The organism is Paenibacillus ottowii (assembly GCF_050516475.1).
Classification (GTDB): Bacteria; Bacillota; Bacilli; order Paenibacillales; family Paenibacillaceae; genus Paenibacillus; species Paenibacillus ottowii.
On the sequence record NZ_CP191577.1, the window covers coordinates 3141226 to 3167206 of the forward strand.

At 45.1% G+C, this 25981-nt stretch carries 23 protein-coding genes and 1 pseudogene; 9 read left to right on the forward strand and 15 right to left on the reverse strand.

Annotation, left to right across the window (positions count from 1 at the left end; genetic code table 11):
* The first annotated feature begins 17 nt into the window (after positions 1-17).
* Positions 18-722, forward strand: coding sequence for a Crp/Fnr family transcriptional regulator (locus ACQQ6X_RS14605; RefSeq protein ID WP_305166131.1), 705 nt, complete (start codon positions 18-20; stop codon positions 720-722).
* A gap of 45 nt (positions 723-767) precedes the next feature.
* On the opposite strand, the gene ACQQ6X_RS14610 is transcribed toward ACQQ6X_RS14605, so the two are convergent.
* The 5 genes from ACQQ6X_RS14610 to ACQQ6X_RS14630 form a co-directional block, all read right to left on the reverse strand.
* Positions 768-1061, reverse strand: a complete 294-nt coding sequence (locus ACQQ6X_RS14610) for a hypothetical protein (protein WP_305165921.1) — start codon at positions 1059-1061, stop codon at positions 768-770.
* Positions 1062-1140: 79 nt separating this feature from the next.
* The gene (locus tag ACQQ6X_RS14615; protein WP_305166132.1) at positions 1141-2814 is read right to left on the reverse strand and encodes a glycosyltransferase 87 family protein; all 1674 of its coding nucleotides are present in this window, start codon (positions 2812-2814) and stop codon (positions 1141-1143) included.
* 271 nt (positions 2815-3085) lie between these two features.
* Positions 3086-3796: an MBL fold metallo-hydrolase gene (locus tag ACQQ6X_RS14620; RefSeq protein ID WP_305165922.1), complete on the reverse strand. Its 711-nt coding sequence runs from the start codon at positions 3794-3796 to the stop codon at positions 3086-3088.
* A gap of 188 nt (positions 3797-3984) precedes the next feature.
* Entirely contained in the window at positions 3985-4623 is a 639-nt protein-coding gene (locus tag ACQQ6X_RS14625) for an SDR family oxidoreductase (protein WP_305165923.1), read from the reverse strand.
* A gap of 123 nt (positions 4624-4746) precedes the next feature.
* Positions 4747-5322: a TetR/AcrR family transcriptional regulator gene (locus ACQQ6X_RS14630; protein WP_305166133.1), complete on the reverse strand. Its 576-nt coding sequence runs from the start codon at positions 5320-5322 to the stop codon at positions 4747-4749.
* Positions 5323-5565: 243 nt separating this feature from the next.
* Here ACQQ6X_RS14630 and ACQQ6X_RS14635 point away from each other — a divergent pair, with 243 nt between their 5' ends.
* The 4 genes and pseudogenes from ACQQ6X_RS14635 to ACQQ6X_RS14650 all read left to right on the forward strand — a co-directional run bounded on the left by ACQQ6X_RS14635 (position 5566) and on the right by ACQQ6X_RS14650 (position 8923).
* Positions 5566-6306 carry an ABC transporter ATP-binding protein gene (locus tag ACQQ6X_RS14635; protein WP_305165925.1) on the forward strand — a complete coding sequence of 247 codons (741 nt, stop codon included), beginning with the start codon at positions 5566-5568 and terminating at the stop codon, positions 6304-6306.
* Positions 6303-7064 (forward strand): ABC transporter permease, encoded by a 762-nt coding sequence (locus tag ACQQ6X_RS14640; protein ID WP_142612592.1) that lies wholly within the window; start codon positions 6303-6305, stop codon positions 7062-7064. Before ACQQ6X_RS14635 ends, ACQQ6X_RS14640 begins: the two co-directional genes overlap by 4 nt.
* A gap of 135 nt (positions 7065-7199) precedes the next feature.
* Entirely contained in the window at positions 7200-7547 is a 348-nt protein-coding gene (locus tag ACQQ6X_RS14645; protein ID WP_063207308.1) for a KGG domain-containing protein, read from the forward strand.
* 447 nt (positions 7548-7994) lie between these two features.
* A pseudogene (locus ACQQ6X_RS14650) lies at positions 7995-8923 on the forward strand (helix-turn-helix domain-containing protein).
* Positions 8924-9353: 430 nt separating this feature from the next.
* On the opposite strand, the gene ACQQ6X_RS14655 reads toward ACQQ6X_RS14650, so the two are convergent.
* Entirely contained in the window at positions 9354-9983 is a 630-nt protein-coding gene (locus ACQQ6X_RS14655; RefSeq protein ID WP_305165928.1) for a copper amine oxidase N-terminal domain-containing protein, read from the reverse strand.
* Between the two features lie 743 nt (positions 9984-10726).
* On the opposite strand from ACQQ6X_RS14655, the gene ACQQ6X_RS14660 reads away from it, so the two are divergent.
* Positions 10727-11326, forward strand: a complete 600-nt coding sequence (locus tag ACQQ6X_RS14660) for a hypothetical protein (protein ID WP_305165929.1) — start codon at positions 10727-10729, stop codon at positions 11324-11326.
* Between the two features lie 6 nt (positions 11327-11332).
* Here ACQQ6X_RS14660 and ACQQ6X_RS14665 read toward each other — a convergent pair whose 3' ends face one another.
* The 5 genes from ACQQ6X_RS14665 to ACQQ6X_RS14685 all read right to left on the reverse strand — a co-directional run bounded on the left by ACQQ6X_RS14665 (position 11333) and on the right by ACQQ6X_RS14685 (position 14399).
* Complete coding sequence (locus ACQQ6X_RS14665) at positions 11333-12013, reverse strand: lysozyme (protein WP_430493457.1); 681 nt, start codon at positions 12011-12013, stop codon at positions 11333-11335.
* Positions 12014-12163: 150 nt separating this feature from the next.
* The gene (locus ACQQ6X_RS14670; RefSeq protein WP_149034730.1) at positions 12164-12361 is read right to left on the reverse strand and encodes a helix-turn-helix domain-containing protein; all 198 of its coding nucleotides are present in this window, start codon (positions 12359-12361) and stop codon (positions 12164-12166) included.
* A gap of 4 nt (positions 12362-12365) precedes the next feature.
* Entirely contained in the window at positions 12366-12521 is a 156-nt protein-coding gene (locus ACQQ6X_RS14675; RefSeq protein WP_305165931.1) for a YvrJ family protein, read from the reverse strand.
* Between the two features lie 3 nt (positions 12522-12524).
* Positions 12525-12920, reverse strand: coding sequence for a sigma-70 family RNA polymerase sigma factor (locus tag ACQQ6X_RS14680; RefSeq protein WP_149034732.1), 396 nt, complete (start codon positions 12918-12920; stop codon positions 12525-12527).
* Positions 12921-13454: 534 nt separating this feature from the next.
* The gene (locus ACQQ6X_RS14685; RefSeq protein ID WP_305165932.1) at positions 13455-14399 is read right to left on the reverse strand and encodes an AraC family transcriptional regulator; all 945 of its coding nucleotides are present in this window, start codon (positions 14397-14399) and stop codon (positions 13455-13457) included.
* A gap of 165 nt (positions 14400-14564) precedes the next feature.
* Here ACQQ6X_RS14685 and ACQQ6X_RS14690 point away from each other — a divergent pair, with 165 nt between their 5' ends.
* From ACQQ6X_RS14690 to ACQQ6X_RS14700, 3 genes are all read left to right on the forward strand, one after another.
* On the forward strand, positions 14565-16763 hold the full coding sequence (locus tag ACQQ6X_RS14690) for a glycoside hydrolase family 52 protein (protein WP_305165933.1): 2199 nt from the start codon (positions 14565-14567) through the stop codon (positions 16761-16763).
* A gap of 43 nt (positions 16764-16806) precedes the next feature.
* Positions 16807-19065, forward strand: a complete 2259-nt coding sequence (locus tag ACQQ6X_RS14695) for an alpha-glucuronidase family glycosyl hydrolase (protein WP_305165934.1) — start codon at positions 16807-16809, stop codon at positions 19063-19065.
* 271 nt (positions 19066-19336) lie between these two features.
* Entirely contained in the window at positions 19337-22927 is a 3591-nt protein-coding gene (locus ACQQ6X_RS14700) for a family 14 glycosylhydrolase (protein WP_305165935.1), read from the forward strand.
* 182 nt (positions 22928-23109) lie between these two features.
* Here the strand turns inward: ACQQ6X_RS14700 and ACQQ6X_RS14705 are convergent, their stop codons facing one another.
* The 4 genes from ACQQ6X_RS14705 to ACQQ6X_RS14720 form a co-directional block, all read right to left on the reverse strand.
* Complete coding sequence (locus ACQQ6X_RS14705; RefSeq protein WP_010347020.1) at positions 23110-23223, reverse strand: putative holin-like toxin; 114 nt, start codon at positions 23221-23223, stop codon at positions 23110-23112.
* 162 nt (positions 23224-23385) lie between these two features.
* Positions 23386-24123: an ABC transporter permease gene (locus tag ACQQ6X_RS14710; protein ID WP_305165936.1), complete on the reverse strand. Its 738-nt coding sequence runs from the start codon at positions 24121-24123 to the stop codon at positions 23386-23388.
* A gap of 28 nt (positions 24124-24151) precedes the next feature.
* A complete protein-coding gene (locus ACQQ6X_RS14715) occupies positions 24152-24862 on the reverse strand; it encodes an ABC transporter permease (protein WP_305165937.1) in 711 nt (236 codons plus the stop codon).
* Positions 24855-25781, reverse strand: a complete 927-nt coding sequence (locus ACQQ6X_RS14720; protein WP_305165938.1) for an ABC transporter ATP-binding protein — start codon at positions 25779-25781, stop codon at positions 24855-24857. The genes ACQQ6X_RS14715 and ACQQ6X_RS14720 overlap by 8 nt, the downstream gene beginning before the upstream one ends.
* Between the last annotated feature and the right edge of the window lie 200 nt (positions 25782-25981).

Genomic DNA, 25981 nt, shown 5'->3' on the forward strand with positions numbered 1-25981 from the left:
GAATGAATGTGAATGAGATGTCCTGCCCCTGCCAGTGCGAACAAGAGCCCTGCGCCCGCAAAGTGCCTATCTTTTCCTCTTTGTCCTGCGAAGATTTGTGCAAGGTTAGCTCCATGATCCGGCACCGCAAATATCAGAAAGGCGAGGCCTTGATTCTCGAGGAACAGGCTTCCGATACGTTGTACATTATTAAAAGCGGACACGTCAAGCTTTTGAAAATGACGCCTCAGGGAAAAGAGCAAATTCTGCACATTCTGACAACTGGCGATTTTTTTGGTGAGTTGAACATATTTAATAACGACGAGTTGAGCAATTTTAGTGCGTATGCCCTAAAAGATACGGATATTTGTATGCTCACCAAGGATGATATGGAGGAGTTGATCCGCAACAATCCCGATATCTCCTTAAGGCTGCTTAAAACGATTACCAAACGCTTGGCACATACTGAAAACCTGGCTCAAAGCCTGGCTACCAAAGACCCGGAAATCCGTATCGCCTACATGATTCTCGAACTCGGACATAAATACGGCAAGCCGGATGGCTCCTATATTAAAATAAACCTCCCCCTTTCACGCGAGGAGATGGCTAACTATGTGGGTGTCACACGTGAAACCATCAGCCGCAAATTCGGCAGATTTGAACAGTTGGGGATTATTCATACCAAGGGTACACGAGAGCTTACCATCTGCGATGTACAGAAACTGAACGAATATATGGATTGATATGTATACCAGGCCGCTCTGGCATGAGAACAAAAAGCCGCTTCCTTAAGCTCTTATTGCTTGTAGCACTTTGACCACTTCCCATTTGCCTGCCATGCCCTGCAAAACAATAATAGAAACCGTAGGCCTGCTTTTGCGTAGTAATACAAAGTTTATGAACCTGAAAACAAGCCAACATTTCTGTGTTTTCATGCTCTTTATTAAATAAGCAAATGGAGAGGAATAAATATGACGGCTCACCAAACCGGCAAGGATATTTTTTGAGAATGTTGTGGAAGCCCGGTGGCTATGTGCCACTTCTTGCGCCCAACGGAAAATGAATGTGAATGAAGAGCTCATGCGGTTACCTCAAATGAAGATAGAAACTGTACCGAGCGCTGGAAAATGGGCGATCACCTATCTCGTGACCGCCCGTCACTCATTCTACGGATAAAGGAGCTATATTTGTGGCCTTGGGAAGCGGAGCCTGAACTGTAGCCGGCCTGGAGCAATCCCACACCACTTTGACCAAATACCCAAACAACAGCACGTTTAGCAATGATGTCACACACAAAATAATACCGTAATGATCCTGAGAATTGGAGCTATAGAAAATATCAAAGGTGTTCAGAAAAATCGTAAGACTGAATCCACCCGCGAGCCACAAAAATCTGCGATCCCGCAAATACAGGTACGCCAGTACAGCTAACGCGGCCGCAGGGAACAAGTATCGTTCATGCATGCTGGAGGCGAAGGTAAATACACCTGCAATGAGTACCAGTGCGGCGGCAGCTGCAAATTGTGGTTTTCGACTACGGAAATACAGCCACCCTGTAAACAGAGTCACCAGCACAATGCAGATCATGCCCCACGTATGGTAACTGAACACGAACAGCGTTGTAGTGTCCTGCGTATAATTGCCACCAATTAGTGCAAAGAAATTATACGCGTTCACCGAAGCATATGGATACTCTCCAACTGTTCCCTTGTATAAATCAAGCAGCCATAACGGCTCCTGCCCCCATGAAAATGGCAATATGACCAGAATAGTTGTCACAACGGCGCCGCCAATGGATAACAGCCAAGGCTGTATTTTGCGCTGTCTCAGCAGCTCGAAGAACAGAACCGGTCCATAAATAATGCCCTGTGGCTTCATCAATACCGCTATCGTAAACAGCACAGCGGACCAGCCGATTCGATTTTCCACCAACAGCACAATCATGCCCACAATCAGCATGGTAAAGAAAGAATCTACCTGCCCCCAGAAGGTCGAATTGATAAATACAGCCGGGTTAAACACGTAGAATATAGCCAATCCGAGGCTCACTCCATAGCCGACCCGTTTGCTTGCCAACCGGTACAGCATGTACGCTGTCACGATATCGGCTAATATATTCGGAAGCCGCAGCAACACTGGCATATAAGGGCTAAAAGCATCAGTAGTACCGATTTTACCGATCACATATAAAATATAAATATAGAACGGTGGATAATCACTGGAACCATTCGTGTAAAAACCTGACAAGCTATCCGCTGCGGTCGTAGCCCAGTTTCGGAATAGCATTAAGTCCATGTGACCCGAGATCCATGGGGCGATTGCCATTCTTAAAAAGAACCCCGCACCCAGCACAGTCCACAGCATCAGTCCTCGATTACGTTCCCCGAGCTTCCATTCTTGAGCCCGAAAACGATAAGCAACAAACACGAACACACCGAAGAACAAAGCGGCGAAAATCGCCAGCGGAGTAGCATAAGCAGACGAAGAATTTCCATTTCTTCCACCACCCATACCACCGCCAGGACCTCCCATGCCCATTCCAGCTCCGTTACCAGACATGCTACCGGGGCCTCTGTGCCGTCCGTCTCTAGCAGCACCATTGCCGCCCGTTGCAGACGCATCATTCGCGGCCTCTGTACCTTGGTCACCCGATATTGATGGGTTCTCAGTAGTGGAGTTGGTCGTCTGACCTGTCGCCCCCTGGTTCTTGCTGCCAGAGCTGTTCGCCGCATCCGTAGATGCTGGGGACGAATTTTGTTGACCTTGTCCTACACTTCCTGTTCTACGGCTCCCCGCAGTCTGACCATCAGAGGGACGTTGCCTCGGCCCTTCCATACCTCCGCCTAGTCCTCCACCGAACCCGCCGGATGGACCTTGCCTAACTACCGCAGACTGAGATGCGGAACTACCTGAATAACTCCATAACGATACGATACTAACGACAACACACAATATGAGACTAAATAGAAGTATGTATTTCAGACCGTTCACTTTCCAAACGTTCAAATCCGATGCACCTCTCTTTGTTTCTATTTTCCTCATATTGTATCTGCCTTAGCTTAGGACTTTGTGAGTTCTGGCTGAATGTTGGCTGAATACAGAATTATTACACTGAACACTGCTGCTCCATCTCCATAATCGCTCTTTCTAGCTGAGATTGTGGATGCTTCAGCATGTTGCCATGGCCGACTGCTAATAAAGAAGGGTTGAAAGACGCCAGCTTTTTAGCGCTTTTCAGCGAAACATCCTTGTCCCAGGTAGCCAGTGCCGGAAAAGGAAACAGTGGCTTGAGCTTCCCCGCCACCGCGACACCACCCCGAATCTGGAAGGCATCGCCTGCAATTAACGCACGGGTGCGGGTATCCAAAAATGCCATCGAGCCCGGCGTATGTCCCGGTGCGCTGATCGCCAGCAGCGAACCCACGTTATCCCCAACCTCCAGTAAAACGTCAAGCTGGGTAAGGATATTTTTCGGCACGCTGCCCCGAATAGGACTATCCGGTTCGCCTGCCTCCAACGATACATCCCCCTTCAGTAGCCGAGCATCCCGCCTTGAGATGAATACTTTCGCCTCAGGATATCTTGCCTTCAATTTATCCAAAGCACCTACATGATCTCCATGCGCATGGGTAAGTACAATTCGTATAATCGGCTGCCCAATCCGCTCCGCAGCCTGTTCAATACCCTTAGCACTGTATGGCAATCCGGCATCAATCAGAGTAAGCCCCTCCTTTTCCTCCACCAAATAACAGTTCACCGGGAATAGCCGAGGCATAAACGTCAATTGATACAGGTGCTGCACCTGAACGATACGCATTTTGTCTCATCTCCTTGTTTTCATTTAAACTAATTATATTAGTATTATAAATAATATAGTTAGTTTAAATCAAACTTTTTTCGTATATACCCATGGAAACGTTATACAAAAAGCAAAAGGCAGACCCGGAATCCTACCTCTGGGTCTGCCTTTATTCATATTATGCATATGCCGTTCAGTCATCAGCTTTACCGAATGGCCTCAGCGATAGGCGTACTGCCGGACACCAAATCAATCGCACGACGATACGTTTGCTTTTCCTCCAGCGTCGCTACCACCGTTTCCGCCACATCTTCACGTGAGATGGTACGGCTAGTGAGATCCTCACCGGTAGCAACCTTGCCAGTACCAGCATCATCTGTCAGCCCGCCTGGACGAAGAATCGTGTAATCCAGATTGCTCGCTTCCAGCAAGCGGTCTGCATAATGCTTTGCCACGTAATATGGCTTAATCGACTCAGGCCATTGCTCCCTGTTCTCTGCATGTAGAGCGCTGACCATAATGAAGCGCCGGATACCCGCTTGCTCAGCGGCTTCCATCGCCTTGACTGCTCCGTCAAGATCGATGAGCAGCGTTTTATCCGCTCCTGTGTTGCCGCCGGAGCCTGCCGTGAACACGACAGCATCGCTGCCTTGTATAGCTGCGGCAATTTCACCTACCGTCCCTTCAAGGTCAGCTACTACCGTTTCTGCTCCCAAACGTTCAAGCGGTTCCGCCTGATCCGGTTTGCGGATCAACGCCTTTACACGATGTGCTCCATGTTGCCCCAGTAGGCGAATAAGATGTTTGCCTACTTTTCCATTGGCACCAATCACCAGTACGTTCACTCAAATCCCTCCTGTATTTACGGTCTTTCGTCTACAGTATACTGATATATTTTACCCTTTGAGTCTAGGGCACAATCATATGGCCAAATCAGGAACTCAGTTTTTAACTGAAGGCTCTCCCTCTCACTTTTGCTGCAAAACGCGAAGACCTGCGCAAAAGGTGTCCATCATCGCTTCAATACTCTGATCCACATCTACAGGTAAACCAAAACCGCCCTTTTGTTCAAGCGAGGCAAAACCATGAAGAAGACTGCGGAATCCCCTAGCAGCATGAATGCAATCCGCTTCGTTGAAGCCGTAGCCACTGGATAGCACGGTAATGACGAGCTCCGCTACGCGATCTGCAGCTTGTCTCAGCTCAGTATCATTTCGGTCGGTTGCATACAGCATCGCTTCATACAAACCAGGCCGCTCGCGTGCATACTGCATATACGCTCTCCCCATAGCAGTCAGCGCATCTTCGCCTGCTCGGCCTATGGCTGCGCTCATCAATGCTTCCTCTAATTTTTCGAGGCTATGTAATGCCAGCACTTGACGTAATCCGTTCAACCCATCTACGTGATTGTACAAGGATGGAGGGCGAATATGCAGCTTTTGCGCCAACGTAGTGAGCGTGACATCTCCCATCCCCCGTTCATTGGCAATGTCCTCAGCTGCCTTCAGGATATCTTGTAGCTTTAGTCCGTTTCTAGGTGACATCATCCTGTCCCCTTTCGTTGAATTCCTATGTAAGGTCATTTTTGTATCATATACAAACTAAATTCTTATTTCATCTTAACTAATCATGTTAGTTTATACAAAGAAAGTACCGTTTGCAAACAGCTTCATATCCCAGCCCTTTTTTAGAAGGAGAGCCCGTAGGATATTACTGGTATAATACAAAGAGATTATAAAGCGGATCTGATATCTTTTCCGATTCCCTGCAAAGGAGCTAGCTATACTATGGAGTCCAAGCCATTTCCAGCTATTGAGTTTAATCATGTCACCAAATATTTCACCGGGTCGGGACAACAACGTGCTGTCCTGAACGGAATTACGGCAAAAGTCTCTCGCGGAAAAATCACGACCCTGGTCGGTCCGTCAGGGTCTGGCAAAAGCACACTGCTTTCACTGTGCAATCTTTTGCTAACATCGGATGAAGGAGAAATCAGTGTCCTTGGCAAGCCTATAACCGAGTGGGAGATCCCTGAACTGAGACGAAAGGTAGCATTGGTTTTTCAAGATGCCCCCATGCTTCAGGGCACGGTCCTCTACAATCTCCAGACCGTAGAGCGGCTACATGGTACAGTACTGAAAGATCCAGTTGGCCTGCTAGAGCGTGTAGGACTTACCCGTGACCTGCTGGAGCAGAAGGCGCAAGAGCTGTCCGGCGGACAAAGACAGCGCCTAGCCCTGGCGCGGACACTCGCGAATCGCCCGGATATTTTACTACTGGATGAGATTACTTCCGCACTGGACCCCGCCTCAGTCAAAGAGGTTGAGGAACTGCTGCTTCAAATGAACAAAGAAGAGGGAACAACGATGATCTGGATTACGCACCATATGGAGCAAGCCCGCAGGGTAGGTCACGAGACATGGCTGATGATCGACGGAAGACTGGTTGAACAAACGGATACAGAGGCGTTTTTTAACGCTCCACAGCATAGTGAAACCCGCAAGTTTGTAGCAGGAGAATGGCTATGACGATTGTTGCTTTGATTCTTTCTCTGGGTTTTGTATTTATCGCCATCGTCATGTCCAAGTCCTTCAAACTCGGTCTGGACCGAGACATTATTATTGCTACGATCAGAGCATCCGTTCAGCTACTGGCGATTGGATATGTGTTGCATTTGATTTTTGGGATGCAAAGCTACGGATTTATCGTATTATTCATTCTGCTGATGATCACTGTAGCTTCTCAAAATGTTGCACGCAAAGGACGTTTTATCCCCCGTCTCATGTGGAAGTCATTTCTGACGTTGCTATGTGTGGAAATCGTAACACAGGCATTCCTGATTGGCCTGCACATCATTCCGGCGACAGCCCGATATATGATTACGATTAGCGGCATGATCATCGGCAGCTCCATGATTTTGTCCAGCCTGCTGGTATCACGGCTCAAGTCGGAAGTCCTGCTGCGCAAGCCTGAAATCATGCTCATTCTCGCTCTGGGGGGAACACCGCGACAAGCCATCTTCCCTATACTGAAGAATTGCATACGTTCCAGTATGATTCCCACCATTGAGGGTCAGAAAACACTCGGGCTTGTTCAGCTTCCCGGCATGATGACCGGACAAATCATCGCAGGTGCCAATCCGATTGTCGCCGTGCGTTTGCAACTGCTCATCGTATTCACGACCATGACCTCTGCCATTTTGACCAGCGTGCTGCTCAGCCTGTTCATTTACCCGACATTATTTACCCGTCAGCAACAACTGCGCACAGAGTCATGGGAAGTCTGATAGAGACGGGTATACCCAGTTATTTACCAACCATTTTCCATTTATCAAAATAAAATAGACATGTTTAATTCCTGACACGAGGGTTAATAGATACACGTAGACGCTTTACTAAAATTCGATGAGGAGTGATTGAACATGGCTAACAACAACCAAAATGGCAAAATGAGTCGCGAAGAGGCAGGACGTTTAGGTGGAGAAGCTACTGCTAAAAATCACGACAAAGAATTTTACCAAGAGATCGGCGAAAAAGGTGGCGAGGCCACTGCTAAAAGTCATGGCAAAGACTTCTATCAGGAGATTGGTGAAAAAGGCGGCGAAGCCACTTCCAAAAACCATGGCAAGGAGTTCTATCAGGAAATCGGTCGCAAGGGCGGTGAAGCCCGTGGCAATTCAGACCAAAGTGATAGCGACGGGAAAATGAGCAGGGAAGAAGCAGGCCGTAAAGGCGGCGAAGCTCGCGCCCGTCAGCGTAAAAATAACTAACGATAGACCAAAGATATGTGTCGGTGCGATTGCAATATAAGGTACAGACTGCATACGGTTATGAAGTATAGTGAATGTTTATGTTATAAAAGCCTATCTGCCGGTGTTCCGGCAGGTAGGCTTTTTGTGTGAAAATTACTTTCATCATCCGACCATACATCTTACAATATACATATACAGGATAAATAACCAATCATACATATTTTATTGCGGATGAAAGAATGGAATAGATTCTTTTTCTTATGTCTCCTGACTTATACATGAATTATGGAGGTGCTCGAATGTTGATTACAAAGAATAAAATAGCTGCATCTATTTTAATGATTTCGTGTCTGATCAACGGTTCTTTCAACACCCATATATCCGTTATGTAGAAGAGTAAACAGACAAAAAACAAAAGTGTGTATGCAACTCAAGTCAAATGTTTCCTGCACTCCGGCTGTTAAGATGGAGTCGAAAAGAGGGAACCGCCCGTGTACGAAATGGAACGAAATGGTCCAGCTTATGATTGATTGGATTGATAATAATCTTACCTCAGCACCATCGTTGTTGAGAATGTCCGACCAGCTAGGCTACTCCCCTTACTACTGTACAAAGCAATTTCATTCTCTGACGGGAATGACGTTAAGGGATTATGTATGGATGCGCAGGATTAGCCGGGCAGCCCTTGAACTCCAGGACAGCAATGTCCGCATCCTCGATATTGCCGTAAAGTATGGGTTTTCTTCACATGAAGCTTTTACACGAGCATTTGTAAAAGCGTTCGAGGTATCCCCGGCTGTATACCGGAAGAACCCTCGGCCTATTCCATTAGCCATTCGCGCTGAGGTGTTCTCTCCTTACCATTACCATTTGAAGGAGCCGGATAAGATGGTTAAGGAGCATTTACAAGAAGCTGAAGTCAAAATCGAGCATATACCAGCACACAAATTTATTGGGATCTGGGATATCTCTTCTCGAAGCTACGGTGATTTCTGGAGAAACGGTCATAATTGTGATGAAATTTGCGGAACTCTGGAAAGCATGTCTCACCTTAAGCTTCCCGGCAATTGGGTCAAACCGCAGGCTGGTTCTATCAGAATGGTCAGAGGGGCTATCTGTATGGAATACCGGTTGCTGCTGACTACACTGGAGAGATTCCAGCAGGTATGGAGTGCCGAAACATCCCCGAATCAGATTATCTGGTGTTTTTCCACCCACCCTTTAACTATATAAAAAACAATGGAGATGTTATGAGAGTGGTGGAGGAAAAAGCCTGGAACTTTGACCCACGCAGTATGGGGTATGAATGGGATGAGGAAAAGAAGCAGGATTATCAACGGCATTTCCCTGAGGGATACGGCTACGCTGTGTTACGTCCTGTGAAAAAAGTGTAATAAAAAAATCCCTAGAAGCCGCCACGATCTCAGGATGCTGGTAATCGTCTCGCGGCTTCTTTTTAAAAGGAATGGAGGTGTAGACCATGAAGTCCTTTCGCTTTTGGTTGTTCCTAGTCTCATGTATAGTTATTGCTGTAAATATTGCGGGATATGACGACTATAATATACTTTTGGCTATGATTAGCCCATTGGTTTGGATGCATGAATCTTTTCAATTTGTGCGCAAAACACATATCCCCATAGTCCTGGTTTACTTCACTACAATAAGTTTCTGGTATCTCATAGGATATATTATCGATCGTTTGATTAGAAAATTGAAAAAATAATTACTTGAAATGATCTTCTAAATCATCATCTACCTTCTCAGGCTCATACTCGACTGTTTTATAGTCAGGTGAAGAAGGAATCATATTGACCACAACATTCCTCATTTGTTGCTTGTACTTTCCTTCTTCAAAAGCAAGAATATGCTTAAAGGAGGTAACTCCATATCCTCATACTTCGTTATCGAAGAAACAACAATCTTGGAAGAATCAGAATCATCCACAGACAGGATACGATAATCAATCGGTGTACCTTGGGCTTCTAAATTGCTTAGATGTGTGTTGGTAATGTTTATATGTATAGTCTCGTTTCTTAAAGTACTATCTACGGTCGCACCCATAGCCTCTGAAACCCATCTGAGAGGCACCATCACACGATTAGGTGAGACTGGCATAACAGGCGCATTAGGCAATATTTTTTCTATATCATTTACATAAGCTACTTTACTTCCGATAGTTAGACGTACGATTTCACCATGATCTGAAAGGATTGTAACCTCCTGCTTTTCTCTATTCCAGCTTACACTTTCGCCCAAACTCTCGGATACAAATCGAATAGGAACATATGTTGTATTGGTTGCTCGTTCGATATAAGGGTTTGCATCAGATGTGACTTCAACATTGTTTACTGTGAGGACAAGATTGTACAAATATTTAGGAAGTGCAGCATTTGCTCGATCTATGATTACAAAGAAAATCACAGCAAAGCATATGGTATGAACTGCTTTCTTCAACGTATGATATCTCCTTTTTAAGTAAAAACAAATTTATAAAACTCATTGAAACTTGAAATTCTTGCGTATCAAAAGAATGTATACCTCACTAAAATGCTACCCCCCCCCAGGTCCTGCCAAGTCTAGTCATGGACATGCAGTCTGATTTGGGGTAATACCAGCGTCATTGTCACCAAGTGCAAGCGTATGGGTTAGACTGGAAATTAATCAACAACCCTCGTTGTACTCGTTTTGTGCTTCGGTAATGGCGAGCTTTGAATACACCTTTCTGAGCCATGTTGAATAAAATGCCGTATTTATGACTTATGCAGGTTCAATTTGGGCGTATTGTTGTTTGTGATTTAGATAACATAAAGTTAACCTTATTCATAAATAATGTTAATTTTATGTCATTCATCGCTTCAATTGCTCTGATATAATTTCTGCTAGGTACATGAGTTTTGCTTTCAGGATGTGGATCAGATAAGCCTGCAACGGTTACGCGAGGTGCGAGCGAGCCTCCCAGTAAACAAGTAACAACTTAACCGGAACAAAATACTGAGGCAAAACTGATAAAGGCATCGGAAAATAAAGAAAAAGTACCGCCCCCTTTGTTATACAGCAGTGAAGATTACTCTCTGTAATGGAAGTAGCTTTTAGATAAAAAGAACGATGGAACAGGATTTTTAATCCATACAGGGATTAATTCAGTTAGCAAGCGAGTAAACATGTGAAAACATAACTTTATAGTAGGAGTGTGAGACATGAAAAAAACATTATTGGCATGTATTTTGATAATGTTGATGCTAGCATCGGCTTGTGGTAATGTTGAAACGACATCAAATCCAAATACTTCTAGTAAGCCTAAACCTGGAACGGAAGAGTCTATTATTCCAAAAAACACATCCGAATATTGTGATGTAGAACGTATAAGTTTGGATAGTGAAACTGAAAAATATTTCTATGGAACTTGGAAAGTTGAGAAGCTTTTAGGATTTGCAAATTCATATAATGATGCTTCTGAATATCCAACAGGGCAAAAATTTATTGGAGACGAAATTATAATCAAAAGAGACTTTTTTTCATCAAAAGGACTAAAAAACTATAAGAAATATCAATATGAACTAAAAAATCCATTATATCAGATTACAGCGACATGCCATAACTCTGACTCTTTTTATAGATTATATAAAATAGATATCCCAGACTTAAATATAAATGATGTAGTAAAAGCAATAGATATAAGTGACCCTTCTACAAAACTTAGCATACCTGTAAGTGTAAGTTTTTTTGTTGTTAATAACGATAGGCTTATCTTGTTATCAGAGGCAACTATTTTTGAGCTTAAAAAAATGACTGATTAAATGAATTTAGGTTATGTAATAAGTTCTGTGATAATAGAACTGAAAATATCCAGGAAGGTAAGTATATCCTATAAGCAATTCTGAAAATGGTGTATATACTGGATACTTGTGAGTATACTTCATGCCTTTACAAAATAAAGTTGCTTCTTCATTTCTTCTTTTTTGTAAATTTCTATCATATGAAAATGCTTTACTGACTAATTTTGAACAAGTGTCAATTTGACTTTGTGAAAGTGGATCAACAAAAGTTGGATATATATGCGCATTGGCAAGCATAGCCTTTACATCATTGGTTTTTAGCACCCCAGGACCTGCATTAAAAGTGAGCGAAACAAGTGCATCAAACTGAGATTGTGAAAATTTATGACCACTAGGAAGTACCAAGTTATTTACTGCCGCTACAGCACTTGCAGTATCATCAGCAAAAAAGGTATTTGCTTTAGACTGAGAAATTGGTGAAGTATAACCTAGATTCAAAGATTTTGATAGAGCATCAGCTTGTGCTTGAGAGAGAAGAGAATCATTTGGATTACCTGTTGTATTCTTAGTATATACTTTAGACTTTGTTATCAAATGTCCCCATCCAACTGTTGGATACCCATAAGGATCTCCATAAAATTTCAAGGAAAATCCCTCATGTTTTTTGATAAGATTTGCGCCATCTGTGCCCAAGGAAAAATTCGCCATAATAATCACTCCTGAAATTAATATTAGTAGAAGAACAATAGGGAGGAATCATAGACAGAGCACCATTCCCAAGTTTTCTGCAATGCCGTATTGCCTTCACATATATATAAAGAGAAATGAGTCTCTTTTTTTACAACCACTCTCCAAATTTTATTTCAATTCACTAATATCAAAAGTTTGTATAACCTCAATCATTTTGATATAGAGTTCCTGCTTTAAATCATCTCGATGATCGGCAGGTACTTGTCGCAAGGAGGCTTTGATCTTTGGTGTGAAAGATTCTAGGATATGTAATGTTGCCTCCTGATCGTGGTGTTGCTGTGCTTGTACTAAAAGTTCGGCCAACATAAAATCACCGCTTTACGTTTTTTTGTATTTCATTCTTCAAGCCATTAATGGCATCGCTTAGATCAGATATTTTTTTTTCAAAACGAATAAGTAGATACAAAGTAATTGCAATCGGGAAGCCTAAATTAGCAATATAAGCAGCAATGTCACCCTCCGCCATAATTCATCCCCCTTCCGTTATTAAGCTGCGCAATTTAGTTAGAGCTTTTAAGCGGTGTTTCGAGACATTTTGTTGGGATACTCCCAATATTCTGGCTATTTCCTTGTCATTTAGTGCTTGTACGTAAGCAAAAGATAAAATCTGTTGTTGTTGTGCTGAGAGGGATTCATAAGCTTGATAAAGTGAGTGATCCGTAATGTGATCTTTTAAATTTGGTGGCACAGATTCTGAATCATGAACAGTAAGTAAGACAGATTCTAGGTTTTCATCGTTGTCTAAAGCCAGCGGGAATCGGCTGTCCTTCATTCGTCTCTTTTTGTCATAATTGATAGAGTTATAGTGAATAAGATTGGCCATATACTTGATAAAACGACGATTTACCTCATCATCCTTATTCAATATAAGCCACCCTCCTTCTTTATGAAGAGATTGCTCCTACTTAATAAAGAGAAATGAAATCGTGTTTTTACAACCAATTCCCATAATTAAGAACAAGTGTTCCTGTGTTTTATCATTAATAGGGCAAGGTCAAAGTCGTATCTAGGTAGATCAGGGAAGGCATGGAGGCATCATGTCCGCTCTGCGTTGTTGCACTCCCATCAAGCAGCTATGCATAAAGGCAGCACCATAAAAAAAGAACCGGCATACGATACGCCAGCTCTTGAAATAGAAGACACCAAAAAGGGTAAACCTCCTAACCTTGGGACGGTTACCTTTTTAAATTCTCAACATATATAACCATTTGCTTTGCGTGTAGTACCAGCGACGCTGGTACTACACCGATTTTGCAGTATCTGTAGAATGTTATAGCCCACCTGAGCCATCTCGCTTCCGGTGGTGAACTTGTTAGTCCTCAGGTACAACACAGTATGTGCGATTTCCTCATTATACCCCACTCGCCGTATCATAACTATTTTATAATCATATATATTTTTATTCGGATGAGCTTTCAGGAGCTACGCTCTTACGGTAGGATGTCGGCGACTGACCGGACCAGCGTTTGAATTGCCTGCTAAAATGTGCAATATCTCCATAGCCGAGCAGTTCAGCAATTTGCTGCACGGACCATTGCGGATCAGCCAGCAGCAGCTTGGCCTCATGTAAGACAAGCTCGGAGAGATACACTCGCGGAGATACGCCAAAAACACTACGGAATACACGATTGCAATGGGACACGCTAATACCAAGTTCGGATGATATTCCTTCAATCCCATCCTGTTTTTCCGCCGAGCCTGCCTGCCTATAAGGCTGATTGACCCTGCCCTGAAGTCGACTGGCAATCTGATGGGCAAGCTCTGCCTGCACATATCCACGCCCTGGTAGATGAGCAGCTTCACTGGATACCGCCTCCCACAGCGTTGCGAACAGTTCAAATACAGCAGATTGAATCCGCATACGCTTTGCCACCGAATCACTATTTATCCCCATGTCTTCAAGCGCGGAAAGGTCAAGCAGCTTACTCAGCGCCGGACCCATCTGTTTCGCCACCGCGCCATCGGCCGGAAAAAGCACTTGCTCCAAACGACTCAGGAGTGAAAGAAACAATTTATCATCAATGTCGAAATGCATGCAAAAATACGTAAACCCCTCCCCGCTACTGCGGCTGGAGTGGACCATTCCCGGGCGCAAAAGCATCAGATCACCCTGTCGCTGAATAAAGCTGTGACCATCCACAACCATGATCTGTTCTCCCGCAAGCACGATATTAATTTCATATTGCGGATGTTCATGTGGCGGATAACTCCAGTCTCTTCCGACACTTCGTGTATGGATGGCAAATAGATTGACCGTAGTCCGCACATCGGGAAAAAAGAATTCCTCTCTGGCGACCGTAAGATCTGGATCATGGGGACGCTTCGGTAAACGTGGTGACGACATGTTTTCCCTCCTGGCTTATTTACATCGATATCTCCAGTATATCGCTTTCAGCGCGATTTGGATAAATAGTTGAGCGATTTGACAATGGTTCCTCGGCACATGTCATGCTAGGCTCTAATTGAAGCTAGTCAACGTTATATTTTATCATGAAAGGGGTTTCAAAATATGTCGAAAAACATATTTTATAACACGCAGCATGCACCTATCGGTTCATTTTCCAGCTTTACACTGGGGTTTAAGGGGAATCGCGGCGGACTTGGCCTGGAGCTGGGCAAGCCTGCCGATGAAAATGTATACATCGGACTGCAATCCAGGGATGGCGGATCGTATGAGGCGCTTCCTTTTTTCGCATCCATACAGGACGAAAGTACCCGTTACGATGTGGAGAAAAAGGATAAAAAAACAGAGCCTCTGCTCGTTGCCTTTGCCGATCAGGACATCACCCGTGAGCTAAAAGCAGGAACAGATACATGGCAGGCAGGTGATTTGACGTTCCGGCTGTACTCTCCCGTTCGCCCGGTGCCCGAACCGGGTATTGCGGGCATAGATGAACTGCGGGCAGCATTGGTTCCGGCTGTATTTGCCGAGCTAACGATCGATAACACACAGGGTGCTGCTGCACGGAGAGCCTTTTTCGGCTATCAGGGCAGTGATCCGTATAGTGGCATACGTATTATAGGGGAAGACCCACGCAGAGACTCTATGGATTCTCCTCCATTGGAGGAAAGACTCACAGGCATCGGTCAAGGACGAAGCACCGCTATTGTGACCAACAGCAGCGAGGCGGTACCTGCCAGCGGATTTGCAATGGAGAAGCTGCTTGGGGAGACCATGGCCGATAACTTATCCTTTGGCCTGGGCACAACAGGTGCGCTCCTGATGGACGTTCCCGCAGGAGAGAAACGCACGTATACCTTCGCCATATGCTTTTATCGCGGCGGCATTGTGACAACAGGCATCGAAGCATCGTATTACTATACCCGGCTGTTCAAGGATATTGAAGACGTGGGAAGCTATGCGTTAAAGCATTTTAACGACCTGACCGCAGCCTGTGTTCAGGGGAATGACTGGATCGAATCAGCCAGCCTGAGTCCAGACCAGGAGTTTATGCTCGCTCAGGCGATCCACAGCTATTACGGCAGCACCCAATTGCTTAGTCAGCAAGAGGATGGCGAACCGATCTGGATCGTGAATGAAGGTGAGTACCGGATGATGAATACACTCGATCTGACGGCAGATCAGCTTTATTATGAATTGATTTTGAACCCATGGACGGTACGCAACGAACTGGAATGGTTTGTTCGACGGTACAGCTATCGGGATGAGGTACGCTTCCCGGGAGAGGGACAGACCTATCCGGGGGGGATCACGTTTACCCATGATATGGGCGTGGCTAATGTATTCTCCCGGCAGGGGTACTCCTGCTATGAGCTGGCAGGGATTGACGACTGTTTCTCTTACATGAGCCACGAGGAATTGGTTAACTGGCTTTGCTGCGCCACGGTATATATCGAGCAGACACAGGATCAGTCATTTACGGCACGTATGCTGCCTGTCTTGTGCGACTGCTTCGAAAGCATGCTGCGGCGGGATCATCCAGATCCGGCCCAACGAAACGGCTTAATGGGCCTGGACAGCTCAAGAACCCAGGGAGGTGCAGAAATTACGACTTACGATAGTCTAGATGTATCCTTGGGTCAGTCTCGCAATAACATTTATTTAGGCAGCAAATGCTGGGCGGTATATGTTGCGCTGGAAAAGATATTTGCCTCAAAGGGGCTTAACTCCCTTTCACAGGAAGCTGGCTCACAGGCAGACAAATGCGCAGCGTCGATCACCGCTCACATGACAGACAAAGGCTATATTCCTGCAGTCATTAAGGAAGGCAACGACTCACAGATTATTCCTGCCATTGAGGGATTGATCTTCCCTTATTTTACAGGATGTGAAGATGCGCTTAAACCTGATGGGCGGTTCAGTGGATATATCCAGGCACTTCGGCGTCATTTGCAAACCGTACTCGTACCAGGAGTTTGTCTATTTGAAGACGGAGGCTGGAAACTATCCTCGACCAGTAACAACTCCTGGTTAAGCAAAATTTATCTGTCACAGTTTATTGCTCGTGAGCTGCTGGAGCTGCCTTGGGAGGAAACGGGGCAAGCAGCTGACGCAGCCCATGTCTCATGGCTCCTGCATCCTGAAGAATCCTATTGGTGCTGGAGCGACCAAATGCTCTCCGGTATTGCCCACGGCAGCAAATATTACCCACGCGGAGTCACTGCTATTTTGTGGCTGTATGAAGGCAAAGGGAATCGACTGGCTCTCCCCCAGCATATGAGTCAAGATGAGAAGCAGCATGCCTGAAACGAACGAACCCTCACTTGTGTAAAGGAGGTCCAAGTCAAATATGAGCAAGCGGATGGATAGGCCAAAAGAGAGCGGCTATGGCGCTTGGCTGCACTACCGCCGCGATCGTCATGTAGAACAGATCCCGGCTTGGTGCAGAATCATCGTGGTTCATGAAACAGATGATGAAGTGCTTCAGACGGCTGCGAGTGAGCTTCAGCAAGGATTGGCCTCCATGTTCGGACAGCAACCGAAGATGAGTACCGTTCCTGTCCATGAACCCTTTGTTGCGCTAGGTACGTTCCAGGATCACCCATGCGTAGCAGAACGTTTTAGTGTAGAGGAACAGGCAGAAGTGGGCGCAGAAGGCTACCGAATCCGCGGGGGAGAGGTGCCGGAACCGGGAGACTCAACTAAACACGATCACGATGCTATCAAAGGACCGTGCGTTACAGTCGCGGCTCAAACCTCCAAAGGGGTATTGTATGGAGTCTTTCATTTGCTGCGCTACCTGCAAGGAGGACTAGACGGCAAGCTGAAGTCCACTGCCAGACAATCATTGCATGCTCCCATTTTAGACCTGCTATCCAATCCAGCTAATCCCATTCGTATGATCAATCACTGGGATAACATGGATGGGAGTGTTGAACGTGGATATGCCGGGGCATCTATTTTCTACAACAACAATGCCTTTACTACAAATATGGAGCGCCTCCGAGACTATGCCCGTCTACTCGCTTCTGTAGGCATTCAGGCGCTATCCATTAATAATGTGAATGTCCATCAGGTGGAAACCGAGCTGATTACGGATCGGTTTTTACCCGATGTGGCCAAGGTAGCTGCCGTCTTGCGCGCCTATGGTATCCAAATCTACTTGAGCATTAACTATGCTAGCCCCATTCAGCTTGGCGGGTTAACCACAGCCGATCCTCTAGACCCCGATGTCGCTGAATGGTGGCAGGCCAAGGCCCGGGAGATTTACGCAGCCGTTCCCGATCTGGGTGGTTTTGTGGTCAAGGCCGACTCTGAAAATCGGCCCGGGCCCTTCAGCTATGGACGCCATCACGCCGATGGAGCCAATATGCTGGCGGATGCACTACGGCCCTATGGCGGACGTGTGATTTGGCGTTGCTTTGTCTACGACTGCAAACAGGACTGGCGTGACCGCAAGACGGATCGGGCTCGCGCAGCCTTCGACCATTTCAAACCGCTGGATGGATTGTTCCGGGATAATGTCATTTTACAGATTAAAAATGGCCCTATGGATTTTCAAGTTCGCGAGCCTGTCTCCCCCCTGTTCGGCGCGCTGGGAGCCACTCAGGTACTGCTGGAATTTCAAATTGCGCAGGAGTATACCGGACAACAAAAGCATCTATGCTACCTGGTTCCGCAATGGAAAGAAGTGCTCGATTTTGACACCTATGCACAGGGAAAAGGCTCTACCATTAAACGCATCGTAAGTGGCGCTTTGCATAACAGCAGCAATTCCAACTCCCATCGTGGGAAGGCTATTGTCCATGCAAACAGCGGTAGCCTCCAGGAAGAGTCAACCAATCATATTCCTAAACCCACGAACTTTGGATTAGCCGCTGTTTCTAATATTGGTGCAGACACCAATTGGACCGGACATTTGCTCGCCCAATCCAACCTTTATGGCTACGGCCGATTGGCTTGGGACCCGGATCTATCCGCAGATGAAATCGCGGATGAATGGGTTCGGCTGACATTCAGCGGCCAAGGTAAGGATGCCGATGATACCGAGTTGATTCCTACCATTAAGCAAATGCTGCTCGATTCATGGAATATCTACGAGTCCTACACTGCTCCTCTCGGGGTCGGCTGGATGGTTAGTCCCAATCACCACTATGGGCCAGATGTAGATGGATATGAATATTCAATGTGGGGCACCTACCATTTTGCCGATTGCTGGGGGATCGGGGTAGATCGCACGACTGCGACGGGAACAGGCTATGCAGGACAATATTTTCCTCCCGTTGCCGAGATCTACGAATCTATAGACACCTGCCCAGACGAGCTGCTCTTATTTTTTCACCATGTCCCTTATACACACGTACTCCACTCCGGCCAAACGGTCATACAGCACATCTATGATACCCACTTTGAAGGTGCCGAACGAGCGGCACATCTTCAAGCAACATGGATTGGTCTGCGAGAGCTACTACATGAGACAATTTACGAACAGGTGCTGACGCGGCTAGAACATCAGGCTGAGCACGCCAAGGAATGGCGGGATCGAATCAATACGTATTTTTATCGCAAAAGTGGTATTCCTGACGAAAAAAATCGCCCTATCTATTAAGCAGGTAGTTCATGTTTGCTTGTATACACACTGGGATTTGCCTTCCTTAATACGGGAATATCCATAAAAGACACACGTCCTACTCAGACCTGTGTCTTTTTTTGCATGGCCTAATTTATGCACACGGTTGCTAACGAGAAATGTCATATTTGTCCACCTTTAGTGTGCAATAAATTCTTCTCTTTTATGCAACCGATTGCTTTATACTATTTTTGTAGACGTTTACAAAATGTTGTCGAATTAGACTATGCTTTTGGGGAGGATGATCGGTTTGACCTTGTATCGAAGTCTATGGAAAAAAGGGTGTATGCTTCTACTAAGCCTTGTGCTGTCTCTGACCGCCTTCATTGGCTCACCCTCTAATACGGCGAGCGCTGCGGTTGCAGATGATTTTCAAGCTTCCGTCATGGGACCGCTGGCGAAAATCAATGACTGGGGTTCCTTTAAAAAGCAGCTACAAACGTTGAAAAACAATGGCGTGTATGCCATCACTACCGACGTCTGGTGGGGCTATGTAGAAAGCGCAGGAGATAACCAGTTCGATTGGAGCTACTACAAGACCTATGCAAATGCCGTGAAAGAAGCGGGACTGAAGTGGGTTCCTATCATCTCAACGCATAAGTGTGGAGGAAATGTGGGAGATGACTGCAACATCCCACTGCCAAGCTGGCTGTCGAGCAAGGGCAGTGCAGATGAAATGCAGTTCAAGGACGAAAGCGGCTATTCCAATAGCGAAGCCCTTTCCCCATTGTGGAGCGGAACCGGTAAACAATATGACGAGCTGTATGCTTCATTCGCTGAAAACTTTGCCGGGTATAAAAGTATCATTCCCAAAATTTATTTGAGCGGTGGTCCTTCCGGGGAATTGCGCTATCCGTCCTATTATCCAGCAGCAGGATGGAGCTACCCGGGACGAGGCAAGTTCCAAGCTTATACTGAAACAGCCAAAAATGCATTCCGCACAGCTATGAATGACAAGTACGGATCATTAGACAAGATTAATGCTGCTTGGGGCACCAAACTTACCAGCCTTAGCCAAATCAATCCACCGACAGACGGGGATGGATTTTACACGAATGGCGGGTATAATTCCGCGTATGGAAAAGATTTTCTGTCGTGGTACCAAAGCGTACTTGAGAAGCATCTAGGTGTCATCGGGGCAGCTGCCCACAAAAACTTCGATTCTGTGTTCGGTGTCCGGATCGGGGCCAAAATTTCCGGTCTGCACTGGCAAATGAACAATCCTGCCATGCCGCACAGCACAGAACAAGCGGGTGGATATTATGATTACAACCGTCTCATTCAGAAATTCAAGGATGCCGACCTAGACTTGACATTTACTTGCCTGGAGATGAGTGACAGTGGCACAGCACCGAATTATTCGTTGCCGTCCACCCTGGTGGATACCGTCTCCTCCATCGCGAATGCCAAGGGTGTTCGCCTGAATGGTGAAAATGCACTCCCGACAGGTGGAAGCGGCTTCCAAAAAATCGAGGAGAAAATCACGAAGTTCGGTTATCACGGGTTTACGTTATTACGCATCAACAATCTCGTCAACAATGATGGCTCACCAACCGGTGAGTTGAGTGGATTCAAACAATATATCGTCAGCAAAGCCAAGCCTGACAACAATGGCGGTACAGGCAACAAAGTAACGATATACTATAAAAAAGGCTTCAACTCGCCCTACATTCACTATCGTCCGGCTGGCGGTAACTGGACTGCTGCACCTGGTGTGAAAATGCAGGATGCCGAAATTAGCGGCTATGCTAAAATTACCGTCGACATCGGTTCTGCTTCCCAATTGGAAGCCGCCTTTAATGACGGCAATAACAACTGGGACAGCAACAACACCAAAAACTACTTTTTCAGCACAGGCACTTCTACCTACACGCCCGGTAATAGCGGCAATGCAGGAACGATCACTTCAGGCGCCCCATCGGGCGCGAATCCCGGGGATGGCGGCGGTACGACTAACAAAGTAACAGTATACTACAAAAAAGGCTTCAACTCGCCTTACATTCACTACCGTCCGACTGGAGGTAACTGGACTGCTGTGCCTGGCGTGAAGATGCAAGACGCCGAGATTAGCGGTTACGCTAAAATTACCATCGATATCGGCACTGCCTCCCAATTGGAAGCTGCTTTTAATGACGGCAATAACAACTGGGACAGCAATAACACTAAAAACTACTTTTTCAGCACTGGAACTTCTACCTACACACCCGGCTTGAACGGAGCTGCAGGAGCTATCCGAACGGGGGCACCTTCAGGAAGTACCATCAGCGTAGTGACTTCCACCTATGCAACCGACCTCAACGAAGTGGCAGGATCTATCCAAACCGAAAAACTTTCGGGTGTATCCTTAAACGTAAGCACTTCTACCTACACACCCAACGTTAACGGAGTTGAAGTAACTACTAAAACAGAGGCGCTTTCGAGCGCCTTCACCTCTATAGATCCGGGTACCCTCTCCAAGCCCACTCCCCTTGGCACAGACTGGAGCAAACAAAGCATTTATTTTATCATGACAGACCGTTTCAGCAACGGAGATACATCCAACGATAACTATGATGGCTTCAATTCCAACAACAACGATCAACGCAAGTGGCATGGTGGCGATTTTCAAGGTATTATTAACAAACTCGACTACATTAAAAATATGGGATTTACCGCGATCTGGATTACCCCAGTAACAATGCAAAAGAGTGAATACGCTTACCATGGTTATCATACGTATGATTTTTATGCGGTTGACGGGCATCTTGGAACCATGGACAAGCTCCAAGAGCTGGTTCGCAAGGCGCATGACAAAAATATCGCCGTGATGCTGGACGTAGTCGTGAATCACACAGGTGATTTCCAGCCGGGGAACGGCTTTGCCAAAGCTCCTTTTGACAAAGCCGACTGGTATCATCACAATGGTGACATTACAGGGGGGGACTACGATTCCAACAACCAATGGAAAATCGAAAACGGTGATGTGGCTGGACTGGATGACCTAAATCATGAAAACCCCGCTACCGCCAACGAGCTTAAAAACTGGATCAAATGGCTGCTTAATGAGACAGGCATCGACGGACTGCGGTTGGATACCGCCAAGCATGTACCGAAGGGTTTTCTAAAGGATTTTGACCAAGCTGCCAATACCTTTACCATGGGTGAAGTTTTCCATGGCGACCCTGCTTATGTAGGGGATTACACCCGGTATCTCGATGCCGCGCTGGATTTTCCAATGTATTATACAATCAAGGACGTGTTCGGACACGATCAATCCATGAGAAAAATCAAGGACCGCTACTCTGATGATCGTTACTATCGCGATGCCCAGACCAACGGTGTATTTATCGACAATCATGATGTAAAACGTTTCCTGAATGACGCCTCCGGTAAGCCGGGTGCTAACTATGACAAATGGCCACAGCTCAAAGCCGCTTTGGGCTTTACTCTGACATCACGCGGAATTCCAATCATCTATCAAGGCACGGAGCAAGGCTTTAATGGCGGAGATGATCCCGGCAATCGGGAGAATATGGTTTTCAACTCCAACCATGACCTGTATCAGTACATCGCTAAGCTGAACAATGTGCGCAATAACCACCCTGCTCTGCAAAACGGCAACCAAAAGGAAAAATGGGTGGACGACTCCTTTTACAGTTTTCAGCGCTCTAAAAACGGTGACGAGGCCATCGTATTTATCAACAACTCCTGGAATAGTCAAACCCGCACGATTGGCAACTTCGATAATCTGTCCAACGGAACTCGCCTGACCAACCAGCTAAGCAACGACTCCGTTCAGATTAACAACGGTTCGATCACTGTAACTCTTGCTCCAAAGGAAGTTAAAATTTTCACCAAGTAAACAGCGTTATTCAGTTACATTGGTTATTCAGATGTGCTAAAATAAATGATAGAAGGATATACTAAAAAAAGAGCAAGGATGCTGGTAACATCCCTACTCTTGGCAACAGCCGCTTTGAAGAGCGGTCGGCTGTTCAAAGGCGACCTACAGAAATAGACCGTTTTCCCCTTGAGCAGGGCGGTCTATTTCTTTTTGTTTTGGTTCAGCGCAATAACAATGGTAACGATTAATCCGATCAACGCTACTAGTAGCGTGCCGAACATCATCATTAATGTCAGAGCATCCTTAACCTCCACAGGCATCACCTCCCTTCCGGGAGACTTAGCCGACCGCCCACCTAAGCCATTCTGTTGTTACTAGAATTATAGCACGTAATTCCGTCCTTAAGCGACAACATTTTACAGCTTCATCCAGCCAATCTTATATGGACACTCATCGTCCTTTGCTGCTTACACATTCTACTGTGTCTCTATATTGGTATAGCTTCTTAACGCCAATAAAAGCCCCAGCACAAAAATGAAGCAAATACTGATGATTCCTCCAGGAACATTCGTAAATGTTCTACCCAGTGTTCCGTGCGGAGAAAACAATAACGGCACGGTCCAGGGATAAAAGGTATTTCCAGGTGTATTAACCAAAACAAAATTTAAACACATAACCGTACACATCCCCATAATGGCGGGCACAAATTTTCTCCAGCGAATGGCGAAGAACGTGATGATCGGGACGAGCATAGCGTGCATAATAATCATTTTAGTGAAGATTCCAAGCTGATATATAACGATTTCAAAGGTTAGCGGTCTGTCCGTAATTAACATACCCAATAGCGCAGATAGCCCAAATGCCAACAAAAGGCTAACAGCGATGTACATATAAATAACAAGCAGCTTGCTGAAGTAAAGACGACTCCGGCGAACCGGGCTTGTAAACAGGGCCATATGGGTCCTCTCTTGATATTCTCTCGCATAGATATAGCAGGTCAAAATATAATAGCTCATATACCCAGTCAGAAAATTAATAAGAGTAGCAATACTCATAAAATAGTCATTCCAACCATCACGATCTAAGGAAAGTTTAGGATTTATGGCGTAAGTACTAAAAGCCAATAATACGGTTGCTATTAAAATAAACACACTTAGAAAAAGAATTTTAGTTCCATTCAGCTTCAAGCACTCTGCTTTAAACAGGTCAAACATAGTAGCCCTCCTTTCAAAAAATCTTCATTTAGGTTCTTCTCCGATATGTCCATATAGATAAAAACAATCCAAGAAGGAAAGTTATGGATAAACTCAACCACGCTACAGGAGTATTGACGTATATGATTGCGCTTCCTTCATTGGGTGATAAGAGATAGGGCACAATCCATGGATACCATTCACTTTTGCACAAAAAACTCAAAAATATAACAGTACAAACTACGAGTACAACCACCATAATGCTTTTCCAACGTATTGCAAAAAAAGAGGCAATCGGGATCAACAATGCATGCATCACACACATTTTGGCAAACACTTGGATTTGGTATACCAAGATAGTCATCGTTAAAGGTCGATCTGTAATGGACAGGCCTAGTAATGCAGATATAAACAGAACGATAAATAAGGAGATGATAATAAATCCATAAATAACGGCCAATTTACTAAAATAAAATTTAACTCTAATAACAGGCGTAGTAAACATAAATAGATGTGTGTTTTCCTGATACTCTCTTGCAAAAATATGACCGGTTAGTATGTAGTAGCTAATAAATCCGGCTGCAATATTGACCAAAAAGGTAATATTTGTAAAATAGTACACCCAACCCAGCCTATCAATTGAATATCTATAAAAAATAGCGCTTAAAACGAATTCCAGCAACACAACAGCCAGCAATATTATAAAACTCAACAAGAAGGCTTTAGAGCCTTTAAGCTTAATGAGCTCTGCTCTAATCACGTCGCCCACCCTCTCCTGAAATGAGAGTCAAAAAGTACTCCTCTAGCGTCTGCTTTGTGGTGTGTATCTCATAAACTGAAAACTGATGATCTATTAACTGTTTATTTAACGCAGATGTATTTTCAATCGGACTATGAATTCTTAGTTGTTGTGAGGATAACACCTGAGATTGTAGCTGCTCTATATGTTTTTGTAGAAATGTTTGTGCTGCATCTGCATCGTCTACCTTTAGATCTGTATATTGCTCAAAACCTTCCTCTAACTGACTCAGTCGATCTTCCGCTAACAGTTTTCCATTATGTATAATCCCGATGTGTGTAGCTAACTGCTGAATCTCGCTCAAAATGTGACTGGAAATAAGAATGGTTTTTCCTTCTTCCTCGCACAATCGCTTCAATAGCTGACGAATTTCCTTAATTCCAGATGGGTCCAGTCCGTTTGTCGGCTCATCCAATATAAGCAACTCAGGGTCATGAACAAGCGCTCTTGCAATCCCTAATCGTTGCTTCATTCCCAGAGAAAAATCTTTGAACTTCTTTTTTCCGGTGTGCTCTAATCCCACCGTAGTTAAGGTTCGTTCAATTCTCCCATCATCCTTCACCCCCATATACGTACAGCAGATTCTCAGATTATCGCGAGCACTCAGGTTTTCGTATAAACCAGGCGTTTCGATGATCGTGCCAATCTTAGAAAAGATAGACGGATAGTTTTTCTCCAGCCGCTCACCAAATAAAAAAACCTCCCCACTTGTAGGCTCAATCAGCCTCATCAGCATGCGGATGGTAGTTGTTTTACCAGCTCCATTTTCACCTAGAAAACCGTAGATACTGCCGCGTTCTACATGTAAGGAAATATCGTCTACAGCTATCGACATCCCGAAATTTTTTTGAAGCTTATTGGTTTCAATAATAAAGCTCACTCTTCTCAACCTCCTAATTACAATAATCACCAAATATCATACATTTATTAGAGTATACAATCAACTATAAATGGTTTTTATTGTATTTTAATTCTTTTTCCCTATAAATAACAAATCGTATTTTACATCTTTAAATGAAGTTAATATATGATAAAAAACACCAAAAAGGCACTAAAAATAATAAAAAAAGATTGTATTAT

Coding starts and splice junctions, on each gene's coding strand:
- ACQQ6X_RS14635 (WP_305165925.1), top strand. CDS start 5,566: ATGGAGTCCAAGCCATTTCCAGCTATTGAGTTTAATCATGTCACCAAA.
- ACQQ6X_RS14640 (WP_142612592.1), top strand. CDS start 6,303: ATGACGATTGTTGCTTTGATTCTTTCTCTGGGTTTTGTATTTATCGCC.
- ACQQ6X_RS14660 (WP_305165929.1), top strand. CDS start 10,727: ATGAAAAAAACATTATTGGCATGTATTTTGATAATGTTGATGCTAGCA.
- ACQQ6X_RS14710 (WP_305165936.1), bottom strand. CDS start 24,123: ATGTTTGACCTGTTTAAAGCAGAGTGCTTGAAGCTGAATGGAACTAAA.
- ACQQ6X_RS14620 (WP_305165922.1), bottom strand. CDS start 3,796: ATGCGTATCGTTCAGGTGCAGCACCTGTATCAATTGACGTTTATGCCT.
- ACQQ6X_RS14675 (WP_305165931.1), bottom strand. CDS start 12,521: ATGGCGGAGGGTGACATTGCTGCTTATATTGCTAATTTAGGCTTCCCG.
- ACQQ6X_RS14665 (WP_430493457.1), bottom strand. CDS start 12,013: ATGGCGAATTTTTCCTTGGGCACAGATGGCGCAAATCTTATCAAAAAA.
- ACQQ6X_RS14695 (WP_305165934.1), top strand. CDS start 16,807: ATGAGCAAGCGGATGGATAGGCCAAAAGAGAGCGGCTATGGCGCTTGG.
- ACQQ6X_RS14615 (WP_305166132.1), bottom strand. CDS start 2,814: ATGGAAGGGCCGAGGCAACGTCCCTCTGATGGTCAGACTGCGGGGAGC.
- ACQQ6X_RS14685 (WP_305165932.1), bottom strand. CDS start 14,399: ATGTCGTCACCACGTTTACCGAAGCGTCCCCATGATCCAGATCTTACG.
- ACQQ6X_RS14610 (WP_305165921.1), bottom strand. CDS start 1,061: ATGAGCTCTTCATTCACATTCATTTTCCGTTGGGCGCAAGAAGTGGCA.
- ACQQ6X_RS14670 (WP_149034730.1), bottom strand. CDS start 12,361: ATGTTGGCCGAACTTTTAGTACAAGCACAGCAACACCACGATCAGGAG.
- ACQQ6X_RS14605 (WP_305166131.1), top strand. CDS start 18: ATGTCCTGCCCCTGCCAGTGCGAACAAGAGCCCTGCGCCCGCAAAGTG.
- ACQQ6X_RS14690 (WP_305165933.1), top strand. CDS start 14,565: ATGTCGAAAAACATATTTTATAACACGCAGCATGCACCTATCGGTTCA.
- ACQQ6X_RS14645 (WP_063207308.1), top strand. CDS start 7,200: ATGGCTAACAACAACCAAAATGGCAAAATGAGTCGCGAAGAGGCAGGA.
- ACQQ6X_RS14630 (WP_305166133.1), bottom strand. CDS start 5,322: ATGTCACCTAGAAACGGACTAAAGCTACAAGATATCCTGAAGGCAGCT.